The following is a 21,095-nucleotide window of genomic DNA, read 5'->3' as shown; positions in this document are numbered from 1 at the left end:
CATAACGCCCCAAGCGTTATCCGCCATCCTTCAGTCTTCGGCGAGCTGCAGCAGGGTTTCCACCCGCGCCGGGCTGAACGGCGGGCGCGGCGCTGGCGGTTGCCAGCCGAACAACTGCTTGGCCGCCGCGCCGCACACGCGGCCCTGGCAGGCGCCCATGCCGCAGCGGCTGGCAAGCTTGGCGGCGGTCCAGTCCGGTTTGCCGGCGAGCGCGGAGTACGGCACGTCTTCGCAACGGCAGACGAGGGTGTCCGCTTGGGCGAGCTGGTTCAGGCGCGGGTCGAGGGCAAAGTCCTTTTTCAGTGCGCCGGCGAAGCCCTGCCAACGCTGGCGCTGCGACCAGAGTTCGCGGGCGCGGTCGTGTTCTCCCACGGCGGCATGGCCGGCGATGCGGCCTTCCACCAGGGCTTTCTCCGAGCCGCCGAAGCCGGTGCATTCGCCCGCGGCGTAGATACCGTCGCGGCTGCTTGCCTGCCAGGAGTCGACGCGGATTGCGCCGTCGTCCACCGCGCAGCCCAGCGCCTGGCCGAGTTGCACGTTGGGGATCAGGCCGAAGCCGCAGGCCAGCCGGTCGCATTCGATTTCCTTCAGCTTGCCACCCTGGCTGATTCGCACGCCTTCCAGGTGCTCGATCCCCAGGGCGGCGATGACGTGGCTGTCGGCACGGTAGGCCGGGTCGTACAGGCCGAAGGACTGCAGCAGCTTGTTCGGCCAGCGTGGCAGCTTCACGGCGAAGCTGGCCAAAGCGGCCCACGAGGCCTGCTCGGCGATGCGCACAATCCTTGCGCCGTTGGCGCGGGCGGTGGCGGCGCTGGCCAGCAGCAGCGGGCCGCTGCCGGCGATCACTACACGCTGGCCGTCCACCGGCACGCCGCCTTTTACCAGAGCCTGCAGCCCGCCTGCACCGGTGACGCCGGGCAGCGTCCAGCCGGGGAAGGGCAGCAGCAGTTCGCGGGCACCGGTGCAGAGGATCAGTTTGCGATAGTCCAGCCGCCAGCCACGTTCGAAGTCTTCCAGCAGCAGGCCGCGTTCGCCGGCCAGGGCCACCACACGGGTGGCGTTGTGAATCCTGATGTTGGCGCAGGCGGCGACCTTTTCGCGCAGCTCTAGAGCGGCGCGCGGCAGGTGCGCATTGGGCCCGTCGCGCCAGATCTGCCCGCCGGGCAGCGGGTTGTCGTCGAGGATGACGATGCTCGCGCCGCTGGGCGCGGCGGCGAGGGCGGCGGACATTCCCGCCGGCCCGGCACCGATGATGAGGATATCGACGGACTCGCTCATGGGCGCGTCTCCACCTGCATGCCGTCGCGGCACAGCGTCTGGCAGGCCAGGCGGCGCTGGCCATCGATGGTCACCCGGCACTCCTGGCAGACACCCATGCCGCATAGCGGCGCGCGGCGCTGGCCACTGACCGAGGTGCGTGTAGTGCCGTCGCCACCGAGGGCAAGCGCGGCGGCCACCGTGGTGCCGGCGACGACACGCAGTGGGCGGCCGTCAAGAATCAGCTCAGGCATGGACGGTGGCTCCGAGGAAGCGGCGCGGGGAATAGGGTTCGGCCGGCAGCGGCAACGGCTCGTCGCACAGCTGCGCGGCGAGCAGGTCGGCGGTTCCCGGTGCGGTGGTCACGCCCAGGCCTTCGTGGCCGACAGCGAGCCACAGGCCGGGGCGCTGCGGATGTTCGCCCACCAGCGGCATGCCGTCCGGGCTGGCGGCGCGGAAGCCGGCCCAGCTGCGGATCACGTTGAGGTTGGCCAGGCCGGGCATGTAGTCGACGGCACGGCGCAGCATCTTCGCCAGCATCCAGCCTTCCACCTGTGGGTCGGTGGTGCCGAACTGCCGGGATGCGCCGATGAACAACTGGCCGGTGGGGCGCGGCTGGATGTTGCAGGCCACCGAAGGCCCGCTGGCGTTGTGCGCGCTGGTCACGTAGCCCAGCTCCACCAGGGTGCGGCGCACCTTGCCGGGGTAGCGGTCGGTAATCAGCAGGTGGCCTTTCTTCGGTTCGATGGGCAGGTCGGCGCAGAGCTGCGTGGCCTGGATGCCATTGGCCAGGACGATGGCCTTGGCGCTCAGCCACTGGCCGTCGTCCAGGCGCACGCGGGGTTCGTCGATTTCCACCACCTTGGCCTGGCGCTGGCGGATCGGTTTCAGCGCCGACTCCAGCAGCCAGGCGGCGGCGCGCGGCGCGTAGAGAATGCCGTCGCCGGTGATCTCCAGCCCGCCGTGCAGGTCGTTGCGCAGCGCGGGTTCTTCCTGCTGCAGCTCCGCGCTGTTCAGCAGTCTTGCGGCGACGCCGTGCTCGCGCAGCACGGCAAGCTTGCGCTCGGCTTCGGCTATCTCTTCGTCATTGGCCGCCAGCCACATCGTGCCGTTGCTGCGGTACGCGCATTCGGCGGGCATGTCCTGGCCCCACTCGCGCCAGCGCTGCAGCGAGTAGTTACTCAGCGCCAGTTCGGCGGCATTGTCGTCGAGCACCAGCAGGTGGCCCATGCCGACGGCGGTGGCGCCGGGCAGGCGCGCGTCCAGCACCAGCACATCCAGGCCGCGGCGGGCCAGGGCGTGGGCGCAGGCGGCGCCGACTATGCCGGCGCCGATGACGATGATGTCCGCATCGCTCACGAACGGATGCCCCAGGCGAACGGGTCGTCTTCTTCCAGCAGCAGGATGGCCTCGGCGCTGATGTTGGCGCGCCCGCGGATGGTCGGGATGATGCGCCCCTCGGCAGGCTCGCCGAGCCACTCGAAGCGGCCCTCGAACTGGCTGCCGATCACGCTGGCCTGGCGCCAGGCGGCGCCGGCGGCGAGTTTGCCGTCAGCGGCCAGGCACGCCAGCTTGGCGCTGGTACCGGTGCCGCAGGGCGAGCGGTCGTAGGCCTTGCCGGGGCAGAGCACGTAGTTGCGGCTGTCTGCTTCGGGGTCGTCGGCGAACAGTTCGATGTGATCGATCAGGCCACCGTCTTCGCCGCGGATGCCCTGGTCTTCCAGCGCCTTCTGCACGGCGACGGTGTAGGCAGTCAGCTCGTCCAGGTTGTCGCCGGCCACGCGCAAGCCGTGATCGGCGATCAGGAAGAACCAGTTGCCGCCCCAGGCGATATCGCCGTGTACCAGCCCGTGGCCGGGCACTTGCACCGGTACCTGCTTGCGGTAGCGATAGGAGGGGACGTTGCGCACGCTCACCGAGCGGTCGTCGTGCAGGGTTGCTTCGACGGTGCCCACCGGCGTCTCGATCTTGTGCGTGCCGGGACCGATGCGCCCCAGGTGCGCCAGCGAGACCACCAGGCCGATGGTGCCGTGGCCGCACATGCCCAGGTAACCGGTGTTGTTGAAGAAGATCACCCCGGCACAGGCGCTCGGGTCCACCGGCTCGCAGAGCAGCGCGCCGACCAGCACATCGCTGCCGCGCGGCTCCAGCACGGTCGCGGCACGCCAACTGTCGTGCTCCCTGGCCAGCAGCGCGCGGCGCTCGGCCATGCTGCCCTTGCCCAGATCGGGAAAGCCGTCGAGCACCAGGCGCGTGGGTTCGCCGCCGGTGTGGGAATCGAGAACCTGGATGCGTTTCATGCTGCCCCCTGAGGTGGTCTTGTGGTTGACCCTAGGGTGGCGCGGGGCGGGAATCGGAGCTTGAGGGTTTTCCGCCGGGCCGATGATGAAATCGGCACAGCGGGCCTTTTCGATCAGCTCGGCGTTGGCCGGTTCGGCAGGTGCTCGTAGAGCGTGCGGCAGACGCCGTTGATGTGCTCTTCCAGCAGGCGCGCCGCACGATCGGCATCGCCGGCACGGCAGGCGTCGAGGATGTCGTGGTGCTCGTGGTCGGCGCGTTCCTTGCCGTCGGACATGCTCATCTGCAGGCGCAGGTAACGCTCCACCTTGTCGTGGATCGAGCGGATCAGCCCGACCAGGTATGGTCGCTGCGCCGGTTCGTAGAGGCAGGCGTGCAGCTCCCAGTTCAACTCGGCCCAGCGGCCGATGTCATCCTCGCCGACGAACTCGGCACAGATGCTCTCGGCGCGGGCAAAGGTCTGCGCGCTCATGTTGGGGATCGCCAGGCGCAACGCCTGGACCTCGAGGACCACGCGCACTTCGAACATCTGCGCCAGTTCAGGCTCGGAAATCTTCGTCACCAGCGCACCCTTGTTGCGCTGGAACTCCACCAGCCCCTCGGCCTCCAGACGCTTGAGCGCCTCGCGCACAGGGATCTTGCTGACGTTGAAGATCTGCGCGATGTCGTCCTGGCGGATCGGCTCGTGTTCCGCCATCTGGCCGGAAATGATCGCCTCGCGCAGGTGCTTGGCGATGGTCTCCGAGGCGGAGGGGACGATACCCAGGTTGGGGGCGTTGCGTAGCGGCACGATGCTGTCCGGTCAGGTGGCTAGTGTCGGATATGGTATACGAAATCCCTGCAATGCAGTGAAGCACCGGCAAGCGCTCATCGCAATCGGCGTATCACGGGATTTGCACACGCAATGCGCGTGCCGGGGAATCAGTTGCGGCGTTCGACGATGTAGCGGGCGAGCGCACGCAGCGGTTCGGCGGTGTCGCCAAAGCCTTCCAGCGCGGCCAGTGCCTGGTCGCGCAGGGCGAGGGCGTAGGCCTTCGCCGCGTCGAGGCCGAGCAGCGCGGGGTAGGTCGGCTTGTCGTGGGCCTGGTCCTTGCCCTGGGTCTTGCCGAGGGTGGCGGTATCGCTTTCCACGTCGAGGATGTCGTCCTGCACCTGGAACGCCAGGCCCACGGCCTCGGCGTAACGGCGCAGGGCTTCCAGCGCGTCGGCGTTGGCGCGGCCGCTGGCCAGGGCGCCGAGCTGCACGCTGGCTTCGATCAGCGCGCCGGTCTTGTGCCGGTGCATGGTTTCCAGCGCCGTCTGGTCGATCCTGCGGCCCACGGATTCCAGGTCGATCGCCTGTCCGCCGACCATGCCGGCGGAACCGGCGGCGCGGGTGAGGATCATCAGCATGTCGAGACGGGTCTGGGCATCCTGCGGATTGAGCTGGGCGTTACCGATCACCTCGAATGCCAATGCCTGCAGGCCGTCACCGGCGAGAATCGCGCAGGCTTCGTCGAAGGCAATGTGGGTAGTCGGCTGGCCGCGGCGCAGGGCGTCATCGTCCATCGCCGGCAGATCGTCGTGTACCAGGGAGTAAGCGTGGATCAACTCCACCGCGCAGGCCGCGCCGTCGGCACGTTCGGCTTCGCCCCCGAGGGCTTCGCAGGCCGCGTAGGCCAGTAGCGGACGCACGCGCTTGCCGCCGTTGACCACGCTGTAGCGCATGGCGGCGTAGATGCGGGTGAGTTCTTCGCGGGGGGCGACGAAGAGTTTTTCCAGCGCAGCATCGACACGCGCCTGGCAGCGCGCCTGGTAGGCCGAGATCATGCGTCTTCGCCTTCCGGATCGAAGGGTGCTTCGCTCAGCTCGCCATCGCGTTCCAGCAGGATCTGCACCTTCTGCTCCGCCTGGGTCAGTGCCGCCTGGCAGTCACGGGTCAGGCGAATGCCCTGCTCGAAGGCACCCAGCGAGTCCTCCAGCGACAGCTCGCCGCTTTCCAGGCGCTCTACCAGCGTTTGCAGCTCGGCGAGGGACTGTTCGAAGTCGAGGGAAGCTTTCTTGCGGGCCATGCGGACATCTCGGCGGGGGTATTCGGAAACCTCGCGACACTAGCAGAGACGGGCCTTGCGGGCAAATCCCCGGTCAGCCGACAGCCCGCCGTGCAAGCAACGCGGGCGGCTTTCCGGGGCCGGCTGTCTAGTCGCCGGCGTCGCGGACGCCCTGATGTTCCGCCACCAGTTTCAGCATGCGCAGCGATTCGAAGGGAGCGTCCACCACGAACTGGTTCGCCAGCCAGGACGGCACGCTGCCGCCGGGTTCGCCACGCATTTCATAGGTGACTTCGGTGAGCTTCGGGCCCTTCGGGACCATCTGCCAGGTGCCGGAAACACTGGGTACGCGGATGCGACCCTGCACCGGCGGGATGTAGTCCGGTGCGGCCTGCAGGTGGCGGATCATGCCGCCGTCCGGGGTCTGCTCGGTGCTCACCTTCAGCACCAGGTCACGCGGGGCGGCGGGCCAGGGGAGCTTGGTGTCGAGGTAGACCCAGATGGCTTCGTCGCTGTACTTGAGCAGGCGCATCTGCGCGCAGGCATAGAGCCACGCGCAGGAAACGCGCAGGTTCTCCTGCAAGTGGCCGAGCGTGGCGACATCGGCCTTCACCAGCGTCACGCCACGGAAGCTCTTGTAGCGCGAACCAGGCACTTCGCTGAGGTAGACCCGCACGCCGTCCTGGTCCTTGGCGAGCTGCCAGTCGCTGCCTTGGGCCTGGACGAACAGAGGCGTCATGAACGGTATGGCGAGTAACAGCAGAATAGATTTCATGACGAGGTCACCACGAAAGACGTTGGTCGACTCCAAGTGCGTACCCTGGCAACTGCGTGCATGAGAACTCTAACCTGCAGTCGGGGCCCTCTGCGCTGTGCCGGGCTTTCTTCAAGGTCGGAAGTCATGTGTAATGGCCGGCTATTCGTGCTGGTTTTCGCATGTGTCTGTGCGGCGCAGGCTCGGTGTCTCTATTCGAATGGCGGTCCGTATCCTGTGTCGACTCTATCCCCACTGTATCGCCGATTTCGGCGTAGTGCCTGGATGATTCCGCTGCTGGCACTGCTGGGGGTAGTGGCGGTGAATCTGCTTTGCCTGTTTGGCGCCAGACTGCTGGCAAGCTATGGGTTCTGGCAAGAGAACAAAGTGTGGAAAGGGCTGCTGCTCGACGTTCAGAGTCCGCCGCCCGACGTCGTAATAGTCGGTTCATCGCGGACGTTGAACCAGTTCGATACTGTGCTGATGAACCGTTCCGGGATGCGCTTCTTCAATTTCGGCATACCCGAGGTTTTGCCCGATGAGATGCCCGGAGTATTGGAGCGGGCCGCCCGTCGTGCGCAACGAACCGTGGTTATCCCGGTACCGGCACAGTTTCTGTTCTCCGCTCCTTCATGCCCTCGGATGTGGACGTGGGACGATCTCCGCTTCTACGCATCCCATGCCCCGCAATGCGTCGGCTCGCTGTCGCTAACGGATTGGTTCGGGCTGCTGCCGATCAATACGCTGTTCACGGCGGTGACGCCGGATATACGAGCCCTGCCTTGCCGGAGAGCAGGGTTGGCCGATGAGTTGGCGCGCCTCGGCGCCATTCTTGGCGGTAACCCTTGTGACGATCCGCGCAGGCCGATGCTGCTGCGTGGTAACGCGCAGCGCAGCGTTGTGGTGTATGCCAACGGAGATGGTGTCATCGTTTCCACGAGCACTACTGACTGGCAGCGGCAGGTCGTTTGGAGAGATCGCCGGGATGAGGCCTATGACTTCGAACGGGTTGCGCAGTTGCGCAACCTGATTGCGATCGTTCGCGGGCATGGCAAGGAACCGGTACTGCTCATCGAGCCTGACCCGATTGAGCATTCACTCATTCGTCAGGATCTTGGGGCACTGTTGGGCGTTCGGACGCTTTATCTGAACGAGTGGACCTTCGGCAACGACGAGATTGCCGATCTCCATCACCTCAACCGCAAGGGCGGTGTGCGAGTAAGCCAATACGTTGCCAATGAACTGTTGCCTTAGCCGATAGGCGAGGTCTCCAGTTCCCGGAGCGGAATCAACTGTCTGCTCATTACCGGCGTGTGATCGAAGCGGGCTGGCAGATCGCCCCAGAACAACTGGTGCCACAGCTTCCACAATTGCAGCCACTGATCGAAATCCTTGCCCCGCCGGGAGCTGCGAGTCTGCCGTTGCAACGCGCTCCCCAGCGACTGCGCATACAGACGGCAAGATTGGCAGGCGATGTTGGGAGTGCAGCATTTCACTTCACCGGCGTCGCTGAGGTCGACGTGAAAGTGCCGATAGTGGTGGGTAACGCGGGCGGCGCAGTTGGTGGCGATGCCCGTCTGCGGGTCGATGTCATACAGGCTGTTCTGGTGGACCCACTGGTTGAACCGGGCGTTGTATAGAATGTGCCCGGGGTACTCTTCCAGCGCCTCTGCAATGAGCGATTGCGAGCGGGCGAGATGTTCCGGTTCGAGCAATAGATTGTCTTGGTCATCGCTGAACCGGAAATAATCGGAGCGCTCCCTGGCGCCTTGCTGCAAGCGGGTTAGATAGTCCTGGGTCGGGCTGTAGTGGTTGAAGCTGAGTCGGACGCCTTCATCCGCACAGAATCTGGCCATCTCGGGAATGCTGGAGATGTTCTGGCGCGTTACCGTGAAGACGAATATAGCTCGCGGGTCGTTGCGGTAGTTGCGCAGCTGCTTGCCGACGATATTGGCGCCGCGCAGCTTTCGGCTTTCCTCCGGCAGCCCCCAAAGCGAGATTTGCAGACGATAATTGAGTTCGTTGCTTAGCTTGCGTGTCCCGTTGGTATAGATCACGCCTCGCGGGATGTGTCTCGCCATGACCAGCAGCTTGTTCTCCACAAGAGCCGGCTCTGCACCGGCCACTTCCGCGTAGTTCACGCCGCGTGCCGCTTCCCCAGCGAAAAAACGGTCGACCTTGTCCAGATCATTTTCCGGTACATGACCGTCATGATCATCTCCCGCGAAGAACAGACAGCCCTCGCAGACAAGGTTGCAGGTATTCGACAGGTCGTACTGGGAAGGACGCAATGGAAGCACTTCAGCCCGCAGGTACTTGAAGAACGCGCGAGACCATTCACTCGAGTCCAGTGGTTGTTGTCTTTGTTGTTTCAGGCTCATGGGATAGCTCCGTCGAAGGCTTCAAACTGTCGACAGTGGAACGTGTGTCGGACATTTTTGTGCCGCCGATACTACGGGGCAATCTGGCATCCGGCCATTATATGAATGTTTCAACTCTGATACTTGGGCGTGAACGGGGGCAGAGCGGAAAACCGGGCTATTCATGTGTGCACCAATGGTGTGGAATACCCAGCTTTGGCTATGTGAGGCCGCCCTTGCAGTTTGCCGTGAACTTGTGTGGATGGTTCGACAAGGAACGTGGATGCTCTTCAATACCCTTCAGTTCATGCTGCTCGCGGCCTGCGCGCTCTCGCTCACACTCTTTGTACGTCGCGCCGGTCCGGCCGCGCCAAAATTCTGCTTGATAGCGGCGTCTGTTGGCTTCTATGGCTTGTGGAATCCGCATGACATCCCGGTCCTGCTGTTATCCCTGGCAGGGAATTATTGGCTTGCAGGGGTACTGTGTGGTGCGGCGAAAGAGCAGCGACGTTCCTGGTTGGCCATTGGAGTGGTGGCCAACCTGCTGCTGCTGGCATGGTTCAAGGTTGGCCATACCTGGGGTGGATACTTGGCCCTGGTTTGGCCGCAGTTCCCGGTGCCTGCGGAACGCGCTTTGCCGTTGGGAATTTCGTTCTTCACCTTCCAGCAGATCGCTTATCTGGTGTCCCTCGGCAAGAGTGGCGAGCGCATTCGTCTGCCGGACTATACGTTTGTCATCTGCTTCTTTCCGCATTTAGTCGCGGGGCCGCTGGTTCGTCATCGGGACATGCTTCGGCAACTTGGGCGGCCGAGTACCTTTGCCCTGCGTGCTTCGAATCTTTTCGCCGGAATCAGTCTTTTCATCATTGGCTTGGCGAAGAAGGTGCTTATTGCCGATCCGCTGGGGCTTTACTCCACGGTGCTGTTCCGCGCATCCGATGCGGGCCAGTCCCTGGACCTGCTGTCGGCATGGATCGCGGCAGTTGCCGGTTTCCTCAACTTCTATTTCGACTTCTCAGGTTATTCGGACATGGCCTGTGGCCTGGCACTCGTCGTGGGTATCCGATTGCCGCTCAATTTCTACTCGCCTTTCAAGTCGGTCAGCATGGATGAGTTCTGGAATCGCTGGAACATCACCGTCACCCAATTCATCCGCGAGCATGTGTTTCGGCCTCTTGCCGGCCGACGATTGGTCATCAGGCGACACCTTGCGGCCTTGCCGATCACCATGATTCTGGCTGGTATGTGGCACGGGGCAAGTTTGACGTTCCTGGCCTGGGGGGCGCTGCATGGCGTCATTGTCACGGCACAGCATGCGCGCCGACTGGTCTGGCGCAAACGCGCGACGCGTAACCTGGGCCGTGCACGTCAATGTCTGGGGTGGGCTCAGACTCAGCTCCTGCTGATCGTCCTGGGCTGCTTTTTCATGTCGCACAATCTGGGGGGAGCCTGGCGCATGCTGGAGGGTATGGCGGGCGCTAGCGAAGCGGCTGCGCTTCCCATGTTGCCGTCGTTGCTGCCCGCGCCGATGACGCTGGCGGTTGGCATGCTGGCCGGGATGTGGGGCGGTGAGTGGGTGACTGCCTGGATTGGTACCGTCGAGGCGCTGCTTTTCATCGCATTGGCCTGGGGTATCAGCGCCTGCGCGCCGAACTCCATCCAGCTTCTGGGGCGCTACCGCCCGGTCCAGGATTCCACCAACCTGCTGCATGCGGGCTTGATACCCAGGCTGCCGGGTGTCCAGTGGTTTGGCCGTCAGGTCGTAGTACCAGGGCCATTCTGGACGCTTGCCCTGGGAGCTGTCTTTGCGCTGTGCCTGTTGCGAATCCTGTCCAACGCAGCCTCGCCATTCAACTACTACAACTACTGACGGGTAAATCGCAGGCATTAAAAAAGCCGGCTTGTGGCCGGCTTTCAGGGGGTGGTCCAACCTTACTTCTGGTAGGGCAGACCGCCTTGATTCTGTGGCGATGCAGTGAGCTGCTCGCGGGGCGCAGATGGTAACAAAGTCGGGACGAAAAGCCTAATCGCGGTCACAAAAAAGCCCCGCCGGGGCGGGGCTTCTTCACGGCGGGGGTTACCCCGCAACCATCACTTGGCCTGGAAGGCGGCGACGGCCTTGGTGATGTAGTCGTGAGCCTGGGCGGCGTCGCCCCAGCCTTCGACCTTCACCCACTTGCCCTTCTCGAGATCCTTGTAGTTCTCGAAGAAGTGCTTGATCTGCTCCAGCAGCAGGGCCGGCAGGTCGGTGTATTCCTTCACGTCCTTGTAGAGGACGGTCAGCTTGTCGTGCGGCACCGCGATCAGCTTGGCGTCGCCGCCGGCTTCGTCGCTCATGTTCAGCACGCCAACCGGACGGGCGCGGATCACCGAGCCCGGAGCGACCGGGTACGGGGTCACGACCAGCACGTCCAGGGGGTCACCGTCGTCGGCCAGGGTGTTCGGGATGAAGCCGTAGTTGGCCGGGTAGAACATCGGGGTGGCCATGAAACGGTCGACGAACAGGCAGTCGGTGTCCTTGTCGATTTCGTACTTGATCGGCGCGTGGTTGGCCGGGATCTCGATGGCGACGTAAATGTCGTTCGGCAGGTCTTTGCCAGCCGGGATGCTGCTGTAGCTCATGGACGACTCCAGATAGTGGTCGGGCCGAAAAAGTGCGGCGGATTATAGGCAGATTGCCGTGTCCAAGCCACAGACATCGCCTAGTGCGCCTGAGTTTCCTGATATTCGGGGTGCTCGGCTTGCAGGCGGTGCAGGCGCGAGAGCGGATCTTGCCGGTAGAACAGCGAAAGCTGCTCATAGACTTTGGGATAGGCCGCCTGAAGGAGGTCCGGAGCAGTAAAGAAGTACTCGCTGGTGACGGCGAAGAACTCGGCAGGATTCTCGGCCGCGTATGGGTCGATAGCGGTGTGCGCCTGCGGGTCGCGGTCGAGCTGGCGGTTCATGTCGTCGTAGGCGGCCTGCATGGCCGCGGCCCAGTCGGCGACGCGCATGTCGCGGTGCAGTGGCGGCAGGCCGTTGGCGTCGCCGTTGAGCATGTCGAGCTTGTGTGCCAGCTCGTGGATCACCAGGTTGTAGGCGTCCCAGCCGCCACCGCTTTCCACGCCCGGCCAGGCGAGGATCACCGGACCCTGCAGCGAGGTTTCGCCAGCGCGCTCGTCGTCGAATTCGTGCATGACGCCGGCGGGGTCGCGGTGCTTCTGTGGGCTGACGAAGTCGTCGGGATACACCACCAGCTCATGGAAACCGCCGTACCAGTTGAGGTCCGGCAGGTGCAGCAGCGGTAGCTCGGCCTGGGTGGCCAGCAGCAGGCGGCGGTAGTCATCCAGTTCGATGCCGGGCAGCGGTGAGAGGCGCTTGTCGCGCAGGAACAGCCGCGCCCGCTCGCCGAGCCGGCGCAGTTCCTCTTCGCTCAGGCCGTCGAGGATCGGCAGGTGCCGGCGCACCTGCGTCCACAGCTCTGTGTCGAGCGGATAGCGGGCGAGGAAGCGCCGGCGGCGCCAGGCGCTGAGGGACCACATGGTGGATCAGTGCTCGCCGGGCTGGGCCTTGGCCGCGGGGCGCAGTTTGTGGCGGATGAAGCCGATCAGCATGGGCACCAGCGAGAAGGCAATGATGGCGACGATCATCACCGAGAGGTTCTGCTTGATGAAGGGCACGTTGCCGAAGAAGAAGCCCAGGGTCACCAGGCCGCCAACCCAGGCGATGCTGCCGGCCACGCTGAAGAACAGGAAGCGTGCGTAGGGCATGTAGGCCATGCCGGCGACGAAGGGCGCGAAGGTACGCACGATGGGCAGGAAGCGCGCCAGGGTCACGGTCTTGCCGCCATGGCGTTCGTAGAAGGCGTGGGTCTGGTCGAGGTAATCGCGGCGGAAGACCTTCGAGTTCGGATTGCTGAACAGGCGCTTGCCCAGGGTCCGGCCGATCACGTAGTTGGTGCTGTCGCCGCTGATGGCGGCAATCAGCAGCAGGCCACCGAGCATCCACGGGTCCATGCCGCCGGTGGCGCAGATGGCGCCGGCGATGAAGAGCAGGGAGTCGCCCGGCAGGAAGGGGGTCACCACCAGGCCGGTTTCGCAGAAGATCACCAGGAAGAGGATGGCGTAGATCCAGGTGCCGTAGTTGGCCACCGCCAGCGACAGGTAAGTGTCGAGGTGGAGAATCAGGTCGATCGGGTTGAATTCCATGAGAAGCCTGTCTGACAACAAGGAGAACGGCCGGGCCGTCCATTATAAGGCGCGGTCGGGCTGCCGGGGGCACGCTCCGTCGAATCCTGCGACGAAGGTCTGCGGGAGGATATTACAGCTTCTGCGTGAAAATCCTGTCGCTGTTGGCGCGGCAACGCCTTGTGACAAATGCTGGAGCGCCGCGCAATGGCTGCTCAGAGCAGGCTGGCCTGCCAGCTCAGCAGGTCCGGCGTGGTCCTGGGCGACAGGGCCGCACCGTGCTCGGCGCCGGCCTTCGGCAGTTGCTCGGCCAGTGGGTGGGCGGCGACTTCGCGGGTGTTCATGGCCGTTTCCAGGCGTGCCTCGGCGATCAACTGCTGCAGGCGGCCACTGCGGCGCAGGGTGCGCAGGCCACGGTCGAGGCTGGCGGCCAGGGCTTCGCCTTCGGCGCGCTTCTTCGGCACCAGCACGTAGAGCGGCTTGACCTCCAGCGGCGGGTCGACGAACTCCAGTTGTTCGCGCAGCGCCGGGGCGTTCTGGCTGAGCAACTGGTAGCCGGTGTAGCGGTCGACCACGGCCAGGTCGATGCGCCCGCGCAGGAGTTTTTCCAGGTTCTGCCAGTCGCTGCTGACCACGTCCTTGTTGAGGAAGTCGGCGGCGTCGAAGCCCACCTGGTTGACGTAGCCGCGCACCACGCCGATGCGGTAGGGACGAAGGCTGTCGAGGTCGCGGGGGTTGATCGGCAGGGCACGGTCGCGGCGACGGAAGAAGCCGAGCTGGGAGTCCAGCAGCGGCATCGAGGTGTAGAAGTCCTGGCTGCGGTCCGGCGACAGGTAGGCCGGCATCAGCGCGTCGAAGCGGCCTTCGCGGGTTTCGTTGAGCGCCCGTTGCCAGGGCAGGAAGACCAGCTCGGCCTTGTCGCCATTGAGCGCCAGGGCTTCGTTGAGGATACGGCTGGCCAGGCCATTGCCCGGCAGGTCGCTGCCGACGTAGGGCGCCCACTCCAGGGTGGCGACGCGCAGGGTCTGGGCCTGGGCCGTGGCGCCCAGGAGCGTGAGGCAGAGGCAGGCGGTGCGCAGAACGTGCAGGGAAATACGCATGGGATCCCTTCATGCGGAGGCCGCGGAAATTCCGATACTGGCACTCTAATGCTCCGGGCCCGCTGATGCCAGCGGGCCGGTCCCGGCCTCAGTTCAGGTCGTCGCTGATCGGCAGGATGTAGTTCTTGAACTCGCTGTCCTCGCGGAAGCCGATGGACTCGTAGACCTTCTGCGCCACTTCGTTGTTGACGCTGGTGGATACGCGCATGCGCACCGCCTGGGTCTCGCGGGCCATCTGCCGGGCGGTCTGCAGCAGGTGGTCGGCGACCAGTTGGCGGCGGGCATCTTCGGCGACGTAGATGTCGTTGAGAATCCACACGCGCTTGAGCGACAGCGAGGAATAGCTGGGATAGAGCTGGCAGAAGCCCAGCAGCTTGCTGTCGTCGTCATCCGGCAGGGCCAGGTAGATCACCGATTCCTTGCGGCGCAGGCGCTTCTCGAGGAATTTCCGCGAGGACTCGGGGTAGGGCAGCATGCCGTAGAACTCGCGGTATCTGACGAACAACGGAGCGAGCAGATCGAGGTGGTCGAGCGTGGCTTGCACGATGCGCATAAGCGGGCCTCGGCGGGAGGTGGGTGGGCTGGTATGGCAATGCAGGGGCTATGCCAGCGAATAGCCATTGGTCCGATGCTGCACCAGAATTTGTGGAAAGCGCAATCCAAGCGAGCGTTTGATCAGCGCCAGCAGCTATCCACGCTGCCGGCACTGGTGCCGCGCTGGCCCTGGTGGTCGAGAGTGAAGTCGCCGCACTCGCTGTCGCTCTGCTGAGCGCCATGGCGCACGGCGCTCAAGCGGTAGCTGCGGGTGTTGCCGTCCACGTACTCGATCGCCAGTTGGTAGAGCTGGCGCGTGGAGTAGCGCTTGCCGTCGCTGGCGAGTGGGTAGGTGAAGGCCAGTTTCGCGGGCGTGTCGGTGTATTTGCTGTACTGCGCCAGGTAGCGCTCCTGTTGCGCGGCGGCATCGCGCAGGAGTGTCTGGGCTTCGCTGCGGTTGGCGCGCAGGACGTACTGCCGGTAGGTGGGGATGGCGATGCCGGCCAACAGGGCGAGGATGCAGAGCACCACCATCATCTCGATCAGGGTGAAGCCGCTGGGCCGGCTTGAACTTGAAAGCGCTACGCGCCGTGTCTGCCGGGGGTTCATGGATAACTCGTGGGCAGGTTGAAGTTCATGATCCGCCAGTTGAAGCGTCCCTGGTTCTGCGGGTCGAACAACTGCACGGGGATGCGGTTGCCCGCGGGGGTATAGAGGTTGTCGCCGATGCGCGTCACCGGCCCGTCGATCTGGATGCCGCTGGCGGTTTCGCTGTAGGTGCCATCGCCCGCCAGGTCGAACACGTTGAAGTTCAGGGCGCCGCCGGTCTTCGGATCGACCGCCAGGAGCCAGTAGGTGATGCCCGCACTGCAGGGATCGGCGTTGGGTTGGCTGACAGTGACGAAGAGCACGTCGCCGAGCATGAACGGTTGGTCGAGAATCATCTCGCTGTCCGCCAGATCGAAATACCAGCCGCGGATACCGACGCCGCGCTTGCCGCTGCTGTCCCAGGCGACGCGCTCGCTGCTCAGTTGACGGACTCGGGTGCTACCGCCGCTGTGGTTGACGGTTTCCTCGCTCAGGGTCTGGCGTTGCAGGTCGGCCAGCTTGCTCAGCACTGCCGGGCTGCCGGCGCCGTCGACATGGGCGAGGTAATCGGTCTGGTCCCAGAAGCCATACAGCGACTGCCGGTTGGCGGAGCCTTCCTTGTCGCTGCCTTCGAAGTACTTGCCGGTGCCGGCGATCACCAGTTGCCCGCCGCGAGGGTGCTGGGTGACTTCGGCGAGAGCACTCAGCGGCTGGCTGCGCGAGGCCGGTATGCTGCTCAGCAGACCGGACCCGGTGTCCAGAGCGGATTGTCGATAGAGCTGTCCCTGCAGGCTGCCGTAGTAGCGCTGTGCGAGTTCGCCGGGGCTGGATGCGAGGGTCCAGGCGACCGTGCCGCCCAACTCGCCGTCACCGGCGGCTGATTGGCTGGCGGTGGTGATCCGGCCGTCCTCCAGGCGAATCGACAGGGAGTAGCCTTTGGCGGTCCCGTAGCCGTTGCCCGTCAGCACGTAGGGAACGCCACCGGAGAAGGTGATGACCGGGCGATCGAGCAGGTAGCCGAACTCGACTTCCTTGCCGTCGTGGCTGTTCACCTTGGTGGCGTGCTCCCAGAGCAGCTTGGGAGCGTCCGCGTCGGTGATGTCGAGGGCGAACAGGCCGCGCCCGCCGCGCCCGGGGGCCAGCACCAGGACGGTGCGCCACTGCCCGTCGAAGTAGACGTCGCGGGTGACGGCGCTGCCGTCGACGTAGAAGCGGTGCAGGCTGTTGGTGTTTTCCTCCTCGGAGCGGGCCGCGTAGTCGGGGGAGGACAGGTAGTTGAGCTTGTCGAACACCGCCGCGGGAATGAACGCCCACTGTTCCCCGCCGGTTTCATCGAAGGCGTGCAGCATGCCGTCGTTGGCGCCGACGTAGAGACGCTTCTTGCGGGACGCCTGTTCCTTGCGGAAGGCCTCGTAACCAGTGGCGCCAGCGGCCTTCTCCAGGTAGTAGGTGACGGCGCTCGGAGGACCGACGACGACTGGTGAGGAGTAGATGATGTCGCCCAGCAGGTGATTGCGTGCGCGGAAGATCGAACCTTCGGCGCTGCGATCCCCGCGCAGCCAGGCCACCCGTTGCTGTCCCAGCTGATCGTCGCGGTGGGTGCCCGGGGCGGCGTCGAGAAGGGCCTGCTGGGAGGCGTCGAGGTTGTCCCAGGTGAACGCCTGCAGCTTGCCTTGGACATTGTCTGGCGCGGTGTTGGCGTAGATCTTCCGGCTACCGGGTGAGCGCTGGTTCAGCAGGTTGCGGAACGACAGGGCCGTGTTCGCCTGGGCGTTGCCGCTGGCATCCAGGCGGTATTGCAGGATGTCCCCGCTCCAGTCGGTGGACTGGTAGCTGGCGCGGTACAGGAAGGTGTCGGTGTTCAGCGACGTGGAGCTGGCACCCGCCGCCGCGACCGCCAGCTGGCCGCTGGAGATGCTGCTGACGATGGCCTGGAACGCCTGCACCAGTTCGTTGGTGGAGTCGGCGCTGAAAAACTCTCCGCGCGAGTTCAGCGCCCCATGCCAGAGCGCCGCCACCTTGCCCTCGTTGGCGGTCACCGTCATGCCGTCCAGGCTGGTGCTGCCGCTGGGGTTGGGCCAGCTCTTGCGGCCGTCGAGCAATTGCGCGTAGGAGCCCGAGTAGGTGTCGCCGTCCCATTGCAGGTACTTCAACGTGGGGCCCAGGCCGAGCCCCACGGTATAGGTGGTGACGTGCTGCCAGGTGGCGGGGTCGTTCTTCGGATTCCAGTAGTCGTTACCCTCGCGGTAGCGCGGCGGGACCTTGTTATCCAGGTCGGTGCGCGCATCGGTGGCCCAGCCGATGAAGATGTTGTCGGCCAGCGTATTGGACCACTTGTCGTAGTAGGGCGCCTGGGCGGCGAAGGATTTGCCGTCCGGCAGCGTGCGAGTGGTGCCGTCGGCGTTGCTGCCACCGGAGCCATCACCGAAGCCGTCGGTCATCAGCAGGTGATAGGTGGGACGGCAGGCGTATTCGGTCTTGACGTCGCGCGTGCTGCCCGGCGCACGGGCATAGGGGTTGTAGGCGGTGGTGTTGCCCAGGTAGCTGTTGACCCGGTTCTGCGCGGTGCCCAGCGGCGTGCCGCCACTGGCGGCCAGGCGGCTGGTGAAGTTGAAGAAGTCCGCCTTGTGCTGGTTGGCGAAGGCGGCCAGCGTCTGGTTGCCGCAGGCCGTGGAGCTCTGGTTGAAGTTGGTGCTGTAGCAGCTGTTCAGGGCTTGCCAGGTGACACGGATGTGATCGGGCAGGTCGAACAGTGCCAGGTTGGCGGCAGTGCGCGTGGCGAGCTGACGGGTGCGGTAGAAGGAAAACCAGTTGGCGTAGTTCTGCTTTTCCTCTGCCGTGGTGACCCAGCGCGGCGCGAAGCAGCTCTTGGTGCAAGCGTTGGCGTTGCTGTACGAGGAGTCGGCGGCGCAGTTCTGTACCGCGCTGAGCGTGCTGGTGGCGGTGTTGCGGGCATGCGGACAGGCAGCGTCGAACTGGTAGTAGTGGGCGTACTGCTTGTAGCTGTCGGTGGTGTTGACCGTCTGGATCGAGTTCTGCCCGTAACCGTTGCCGGTGTACTTGTTCAGGTCCAGCGTCCCGGTCTGGATGGTGAGGAAGCCGTCGTAGAACGCCTTGTCGAAGGACGTGGTGTAGCGCTCGCTGATCAGCCGGCCACCGCTGAAGGTGACCTTCCAGGGCGCTTCATAGGTGATCGCCGGGTTGTAGTACATCGGGTTGTACGACGAGGAGCGGTTGGCGATGGTGTAGGAGCTCATGCCGTCGGGCGTATAGGCGCTGGTCATGCTGCCGGAATCGTCGAGGGTGACGATCAGGTTGGGCGACACGCCTTCGACCAGGAACAGTGGCGCCTGACTGGGCGACGCGCTCCAGCCGGGGCCACTGGCAAGCACCAGGGCAACGCCGAGGACAGCCCCACGCCATGCCGGCCAGATGATCGAGTCAGCGTTGGACACGGGCGTACTCCTGAAGCCGGACCAGGGCCTGGTCGGTGATGCCGGTGGCGAGGGCGTTCATCTGCAGCAGCAACGTACCGTTGCCCGCCAGGCAATCGGCCAAGGCGCTGGAGGAGCGGCTCTCGCACTGTGCCGCGACATACCAGCGTGGCGCGCTGCTCAGCTCTGCCAGTTGATCGGGCGCTCCGAGGTTGTTGCCCTGGTAAGTGCGTGCCTGGGTGAGCAGCGCCGCGCTGTCGGAGTTGCCAGGCTCCAGCCAGAGCCGGTCGCAGAGCAGCACTTGCTGCTGATCCTGCTGGGTGCTGGCGCAGGTAGCGGTGTCGCCGACCGCCATCGACTGGCTGTAGCGCGTCCGGTCCAGCGCCTCGCTGATTGCTGAGCCGGCACCGCCCTGCGCTGCCTGGAAGTCCCGCGATTCGGCCAGGGTGTTGTCCAGCAGCATGCCACTGCGCAGGTTGCCCAGGGTGAGAATGCTCAACCCCAGCAGCAGTATCAGGGCGACCAGCAATATCTGACCGCGTTGTCGGTTCATGGCTGGTTCCTCAGGTAGAGCGTCTGCGCGAAGGCGCTGCACAGGCCGCGCGTGTCGGTGCTTTTGTTCGTGGCGGTGTTCAGTGGGTCCTGGTAGGTGCAGTTCTCCGGAAGCAAGGCACGGGTCGAGGTGAGCACCAGGCCGGCGCGAATCTGGTTGGTCGAGCCAACAGCGAACATCAGGTCATGGATGCCGCCCGCCAGGGCGATCTCGCCGGCAGACCGCGGGTTGTTGGTCTTGCACAGCAACTCACCGTTGGACAGCCGAAGATGGCTGACCAGCGTCTGTGGCGTGGCGCTGTCGTCATCGCCGTAGAGCGCGCCGCCGGTGCAGTCCTGGTGGATCTGCGCATCGTCGCGTTGAGCGCGCTGGTAGCGCAGGCAGATTCCCCGGCCCCCGGCGTCGAGGCTGGCGACCTGCCCGGCGTTGAACACGCAGCCTGTGGCCGTGTCGGTGAGGCTCGGGAAGGGGGCCTCGCGATCGATGACGAAGTCGTACTGCTGGTCGTCGTCAGCCGAGACGTGGCGCTCCCAGGCGCTGTAGCCGGCATGGCCGCTTTCACGCTGCAACAGACTGAGGATGAAGCGGGCGTTGGCCTGGTTCTGTTGCTGGGCATGGTTGAACGCGGCGTGGTCGCTGCCGGACAGGTAGACCTGCAGGACGCCCAGCAGGACCACGACACTCAGTGCGATGGCGACTATCAGTTCGATCAGGGACAGGCCCGACTCCCGGCGCAGGTTCATGGCTGGAAACTCAGGCGATAGCGCTCGATGCCGCCCTTGTCGCTGCCCGACAGGCAGGCAGCGTTGGCATCGTCGACGGTCGTCGGGCTGCCCGCCTGGCAGTTGCGGCTGTGCCAGGCCAACTGCACCAGCAGCAGCGGCTGGAGCGAGCCTGCAGCGCAGGTCCGACCGTCGCGGCTGGGGCAGATGAATGTTGAATCGCTCAGCAGGGTATCGTCGGTATTGAGCTTGAGCCGCACCTGCGCGGCCCAGCAGGCAAGTTCGCGCTGGGCCTTGTCGGCGCGTCCCAGCCCGCTGGTCGAGCAACTCTCGCCACTGCCCAGGCTGGGGAAGGTGCTGCCGGCGGCCACCAGGTAGGCGGAATCGGTCTTGAGCTTGCCTTTGCTGACCAGCGATTCGCGGTTGGCCTGGATGCTCCGGGCAAGGTCCGCGGCGAGCAGGATCGCATTCTGTCGCTGTTGGCTGTCATGGCTGTAGGCGATGCTGCGGCTCTGCAAGGCAAGCATGCCAAGCAGGGCGACGCTGGTGAGCATCACCGCGACCATGACCTCGATCAGATAGAACCCTTGTTCGTTCGCGCGCGCCAAGCCGGTCAGTCGCATGAGTTCGCCGCGCCGCTGCGTTGCAGGCAGATCTTGCTCACGTAGTTGCCCGCGGTGAGGATGAACACCCGGGGGAAGTCGCCTTCGCCCATGGCGATGCCATTGCCGTCGAACGCTACAGTGGCGGCCTTCTCCTGAGCGATGAGCAGTTTTCCCGAGTCGTCGAGCCGATTCCTGCGCAGTTCGATCTCCCGATGTCCGCTCAGCTCGCCGCCGCGTAACCGGGTGACCAGTAGTGGCGACGTCCAGTCACCCTCGGTTTGCGGCTTGACGTGTACCGGCTGGCGGCCGATCTGCGCCTGCGCGCGAGCGTACTGCAGCACCGCGAGCAATTGCTTGGCGGTGCTTTGTGCGCGGTTGCGGTTGGTCAACAGGTCGAAGGAGGGCACCGCGATACCCAGCAGGATTGCCAGAATCGCGATGGTGACCAGGGCCTCGATCAGGGTGAACCCGTGCTGGGTGCGCCTGACGGTGGCCGGCGTGATGAGCCGGAGAGTGTTCGCTGAATCCATCTGTTCGCCATCGATACGAAGCGCGGCGGATCGGCGCTTCCCTGCGTGCCCGAGGCACGGTGCGTGATGGCTTGGTTTTTATCGCGATGAACGGGAGGGGCGATTTAAGACAAATCTTAAAGACCACGCCCGAGTGCGCGGCATGTGGTCGCGCGAGCCTCGGA

General features: G+C 64.9%; 22 protein-coding genes. 2 read left to right on the top strand and 20 right to left on the bottom strand.

Annotated elements, in window-relative coordinates; genetic code table 11:
• Positions 1-30: 30 nt before the first annotated feature.
• The 8 genes from L6D89_RS16470 to L6D89_RS16435 form a co-directional block, all read right to left on the bottom strand.
• Positions 31-1,278, bottom strand: coding sequence for an NAD(P)/FAD-dependent oxidoreductase (locus L6D89_RS16470; RefSeq protein WP_236200515.1), 1,248 nt, complete (start codon positions 1,276-1,278; stop codon positions 31-33).
• Positions 1,275-1,511: a (2Fe-2S)-binding protein gene (locus L6D89_RS16465; RefSeq protein WP_236200514.1), complete on the bottom strand. Its 237-nt coding sequence runs from the start codon at positions 1,509-1,511 to the stop codon at positions 1,275-1,277. Before L6D89_RS16465 ends, L6D89_RS16470 begins: the two co-directional genes overlap by 4 nt.
• Complete coding sequence (locus L6D89_RS16460) at positions 1,504-2,616, bottom strand: NAD(P)/FAD-dependent oxidoreductase (RefSeq protein WP_236200513.1); 1,113 nt, start codon at positions 2,614-2,616, stop codon at positions 1,504-1,506. The genes L6D89_RS16465 and L6D89_RS16460 overlap by 8 nt, the downstream gene beginning before the upstream one ends.
• Entirely contained in the window at positions 2,613-3,557 is a 945-nt protein-coding gene (locus L6D89_RS16455; RefSeq protein ID WP_236200512.1) for a 4-hydroxyproline epimerase, read from the bottom strand. The genes L6D89_RS16460 and L6D89_RS16455 overlap by 4 nt, the downstream gene beginning before the upstream one ends.
• 113 nt (positions 3,558-3,670) lie before the next feature.
• The gene (locus L6D89_RS16450; protein ID WP_081517237.1) at positions 3,671-4,345 is read right to left on the bottom strand and encodes a GntR family transcriptional regulator; all 675 of its coding nucleotides are present in this window, start codon (positions 4,343-4,345) and stop codon (positions 3,671-3,673) included.
• Between the two features lie 131 nt (positions 4,346-4,476).
• Positions 4,477-5,364: a (2E,6E)-farnesyl diphosphate synthase gene (gene ispA, locus L6D89_RS16445; RefSeq protein WP_236200511.1), complete on the bottom strand. Its 888-nt coding sequence runs from the start codon at positions 5,362-5,364 to the stop codon at positions 4,477-4,479.
• Positions 5,361-5,606: an exodeoxyribonuclease VII small subunit gene (locus tag L6D89_RS16440; RefSeq protein WP_024764669.1), complete on the bottom strand. Its 246-nt coding sequence runs from the start codon at positions 5,604-5,606 to the stop codon at positions 5,361-5,363. The genes ispA and L6D89_RS16440 overlap by 4 nt, the downstream gene beginning before the upstream one ends.
• Positions 5,607-5,733: 127 nt before the next feature.
• Positions 5,734-6,360 carry an START domain-containing protein gene (locus L6D89_RS16435; RefSeq protein WP_373874960.1) on the bottom strand — a complete coding sequence of 209 codons (627 nt, stop codon included), beginning with the start codon at positions 6,358-6,360 and terminating at the stop codon, positions 5,734-5,736.
• Positions 6,361-6,624: 264 nt separating this feature from the next.
• On the opposite strand from L6D89_RS16435, the gene L6D89_RS16430 reads away from it, so the two are divergent.
• The gene (locus L6D89_RS16430; protein WP_236200510.1) at positions 6,625-7,593 is read left to right on the top strand and encodes a hypothetical protein; all 969 of its coding nucleotides are present in this window, start codon (positions 6,625-6,627) and stop codon (positions 7,591-7,593) included.
• On the opposite strand, the gene L6D89_RS16425 is transcribed toward L6D89_RS16430, so the two are convergent.
• On the bottom strand, positions 7,590-8,720 hold the full coding sequence (locus L6D89_RS16425) for a hypothetical protein (RefSeq protein ID WP_236200509.1): 1,131 nt from the start codon (positions 8,718-8,720) through the stop codon (positions 7,590-7,592). The two genes, L6D89_RS16430 and L6D89_RS16425, sit on opposite strands and share 4 nt — an antisense overlap.
• Before the next feature lie 262 nt (positions 8,721-8,982).
• Here L6D89_RS16425 and L6D89_RS16420 point away from each other — a divergent pair, with 262 nt between their 5' ends.
• Entirely contained in the window at positions 8,983-10,569 is a 1,587-nt protein-coding gene (locus L6D89_RS16420) for an MBOAT family O-acyltransferase (RefSeq protein WP_236200508.1), read from the top strand.
• Positions 10,570-10,790: 221 nt separating this feature from the next.
• Here L6D89_RS16420 and ppa read toward each other — a convergent pair whose 3' ends face one another.
• From ppa to L6D89_RS16365, 11 genes are all read right to left on the bottom strand, one after another.
• On the bottom strand, positions 10,791-11,321 hold the full coding sequence (gene ppa / locus L6D89_RS16415; RefSeq protein WP_017521720.1) for an inorganic diphosphatase: 531 nt from the start codon (positions 11,319-11,321) through the stop codon (positions 10,791-10,793).
• 80 nt (positions 11,322-11,401) lie between these two features.
• Complete coding sequence (locus L6D89_RS16410) at positions 11,402-12,220, bottom strand: M90 family metallopeptidase (protein WP_236200507.1); 819 nt, start codon at positions 12,218-12,220, stop codon at positions 11,402-11,404.
• 6 nt (positions 12,221-12,226) lie between these two features.
• A complete protein-coding gene (locus tag L6D89_RS16405) occupies positions 12,227-12,886 on the bottom strand; it encodes a DedA family protein (RefSeq protein WP_236200506.1) in 660 nt (219 codons plus the stop codon).
• A 194-nt stretch (positions 12,887-13,080) separates the two neighbouring features.
• A complete protein-coding gene (locus L6D89_RS16400) occupies positions 13,081-13,965 on the bottom strand; it encodes a substrate-binding periplasmic protein (RefSeq protein ID WP_236200505.1) in 885 nt (294 codons plus the stop codon).
• Between the two features lie 88 nt (positions 13,966-14,053).
• Positions 14,054-14,518, bottom strand: coding sequence for a GNAT family N-acetyltransferase (locus L6D89_RS16395; protein ID WP_236200504.1), 465 nt, complete (start codon positions 14,516-14,518; stop codon positions 14,054-14,056).
• A 122-nt stretch (positions 14,519-14,640) separates the two neighbouring features.
• Entirely contained in the window at positions 14,641-15,108 is a 468-nt protein-coding gene (locus L6D89_RS16390) for a type IV pilin protein (protein ID WP_236200503.1), read from the bottom strand.
• Positions 15,105-18,542: a pilus assembly protein gene (locus L6D89_RS16385; RefSeq protein WP_236200502.1), complete on the bottom strand. Its 3,438-nt coding sequence runs from the start codon at positions 18,540-18,542 to the stop codon at positions 15,105-15,107. Before L6D89_RS16385 ends, L6D89_RS16390 begins: the two co-directional genes overlap by 4 nt.
• On the bottom strand, positions 18,529-19,074 hold the full coding sequence (locus tag L6D89_RS16380; RefSeq protein ID WP_236200501.1) for a hypothetical protein: 546 nt from the start codon (positions 19,072-19,074) through the stop codon (positions 18,529-18,531). The genes L6D89_RS16385 and L6D89_RS16380 overlap by 14 nt, the downstream gene beginning before the upstream one ends.
• Complete coding sequence (locus L6D89_RS16375) at positions 19,071-19,817, bottom strand: prepilin-type N-terminal cleavage/methylation domain-containing protein (RefSeq protein ID WP_236200500.1); 747 nt, start codon at positions 19,815-19,817, stop codon at positions 19,071-19,073. Before L6D89_RS16375 ends, L6D89_RS16380 begins: the two co-directional genes overlap by 4 nt.
• Entirely contained in the window at positions 19,814-20,419 is a 606-nt protein-coding gene (gene pilV, locus L6D89_RS16370) for a type IV pilus modification protein PilV (RefSeq protein WP_236200499.1), read from the bottom strand. Before pilV ends, L6D89_RS16375 begins: the two co-directional genes overlap by 4 nt.
• Entirely contained in the window at positions 20,410-20,931 is a 522-nt protein-coding gene (locus L6D89_RS16365) for a GspH/FimT family pseudopilin (protein WP_236200498.1), read from the bottom strand. The genes pilV and L6D89_RS16365 overlap by 10 nt, the downstream gene beginning before the upstream one ends.
• Positions 20,932-21,095: the final 164 nt, after the last annotated feature.

This window comes from Pseudomonas pseudonitroreducens, assembly GCF_021603645.1.
GTDB classification, from domain to species: domain Bacteria; phylum Pseudomonadota; class Gammaproteobacteria; order Pseudomonadales; family Pseudomonadaceae; genus Pseudomonas; species Pseudomonas pseudonitroreducens.
Note: the sequence above shows the minus strand (reverse complement) of the source record. Positions and strands in the feature narration are given on the sequence as shown.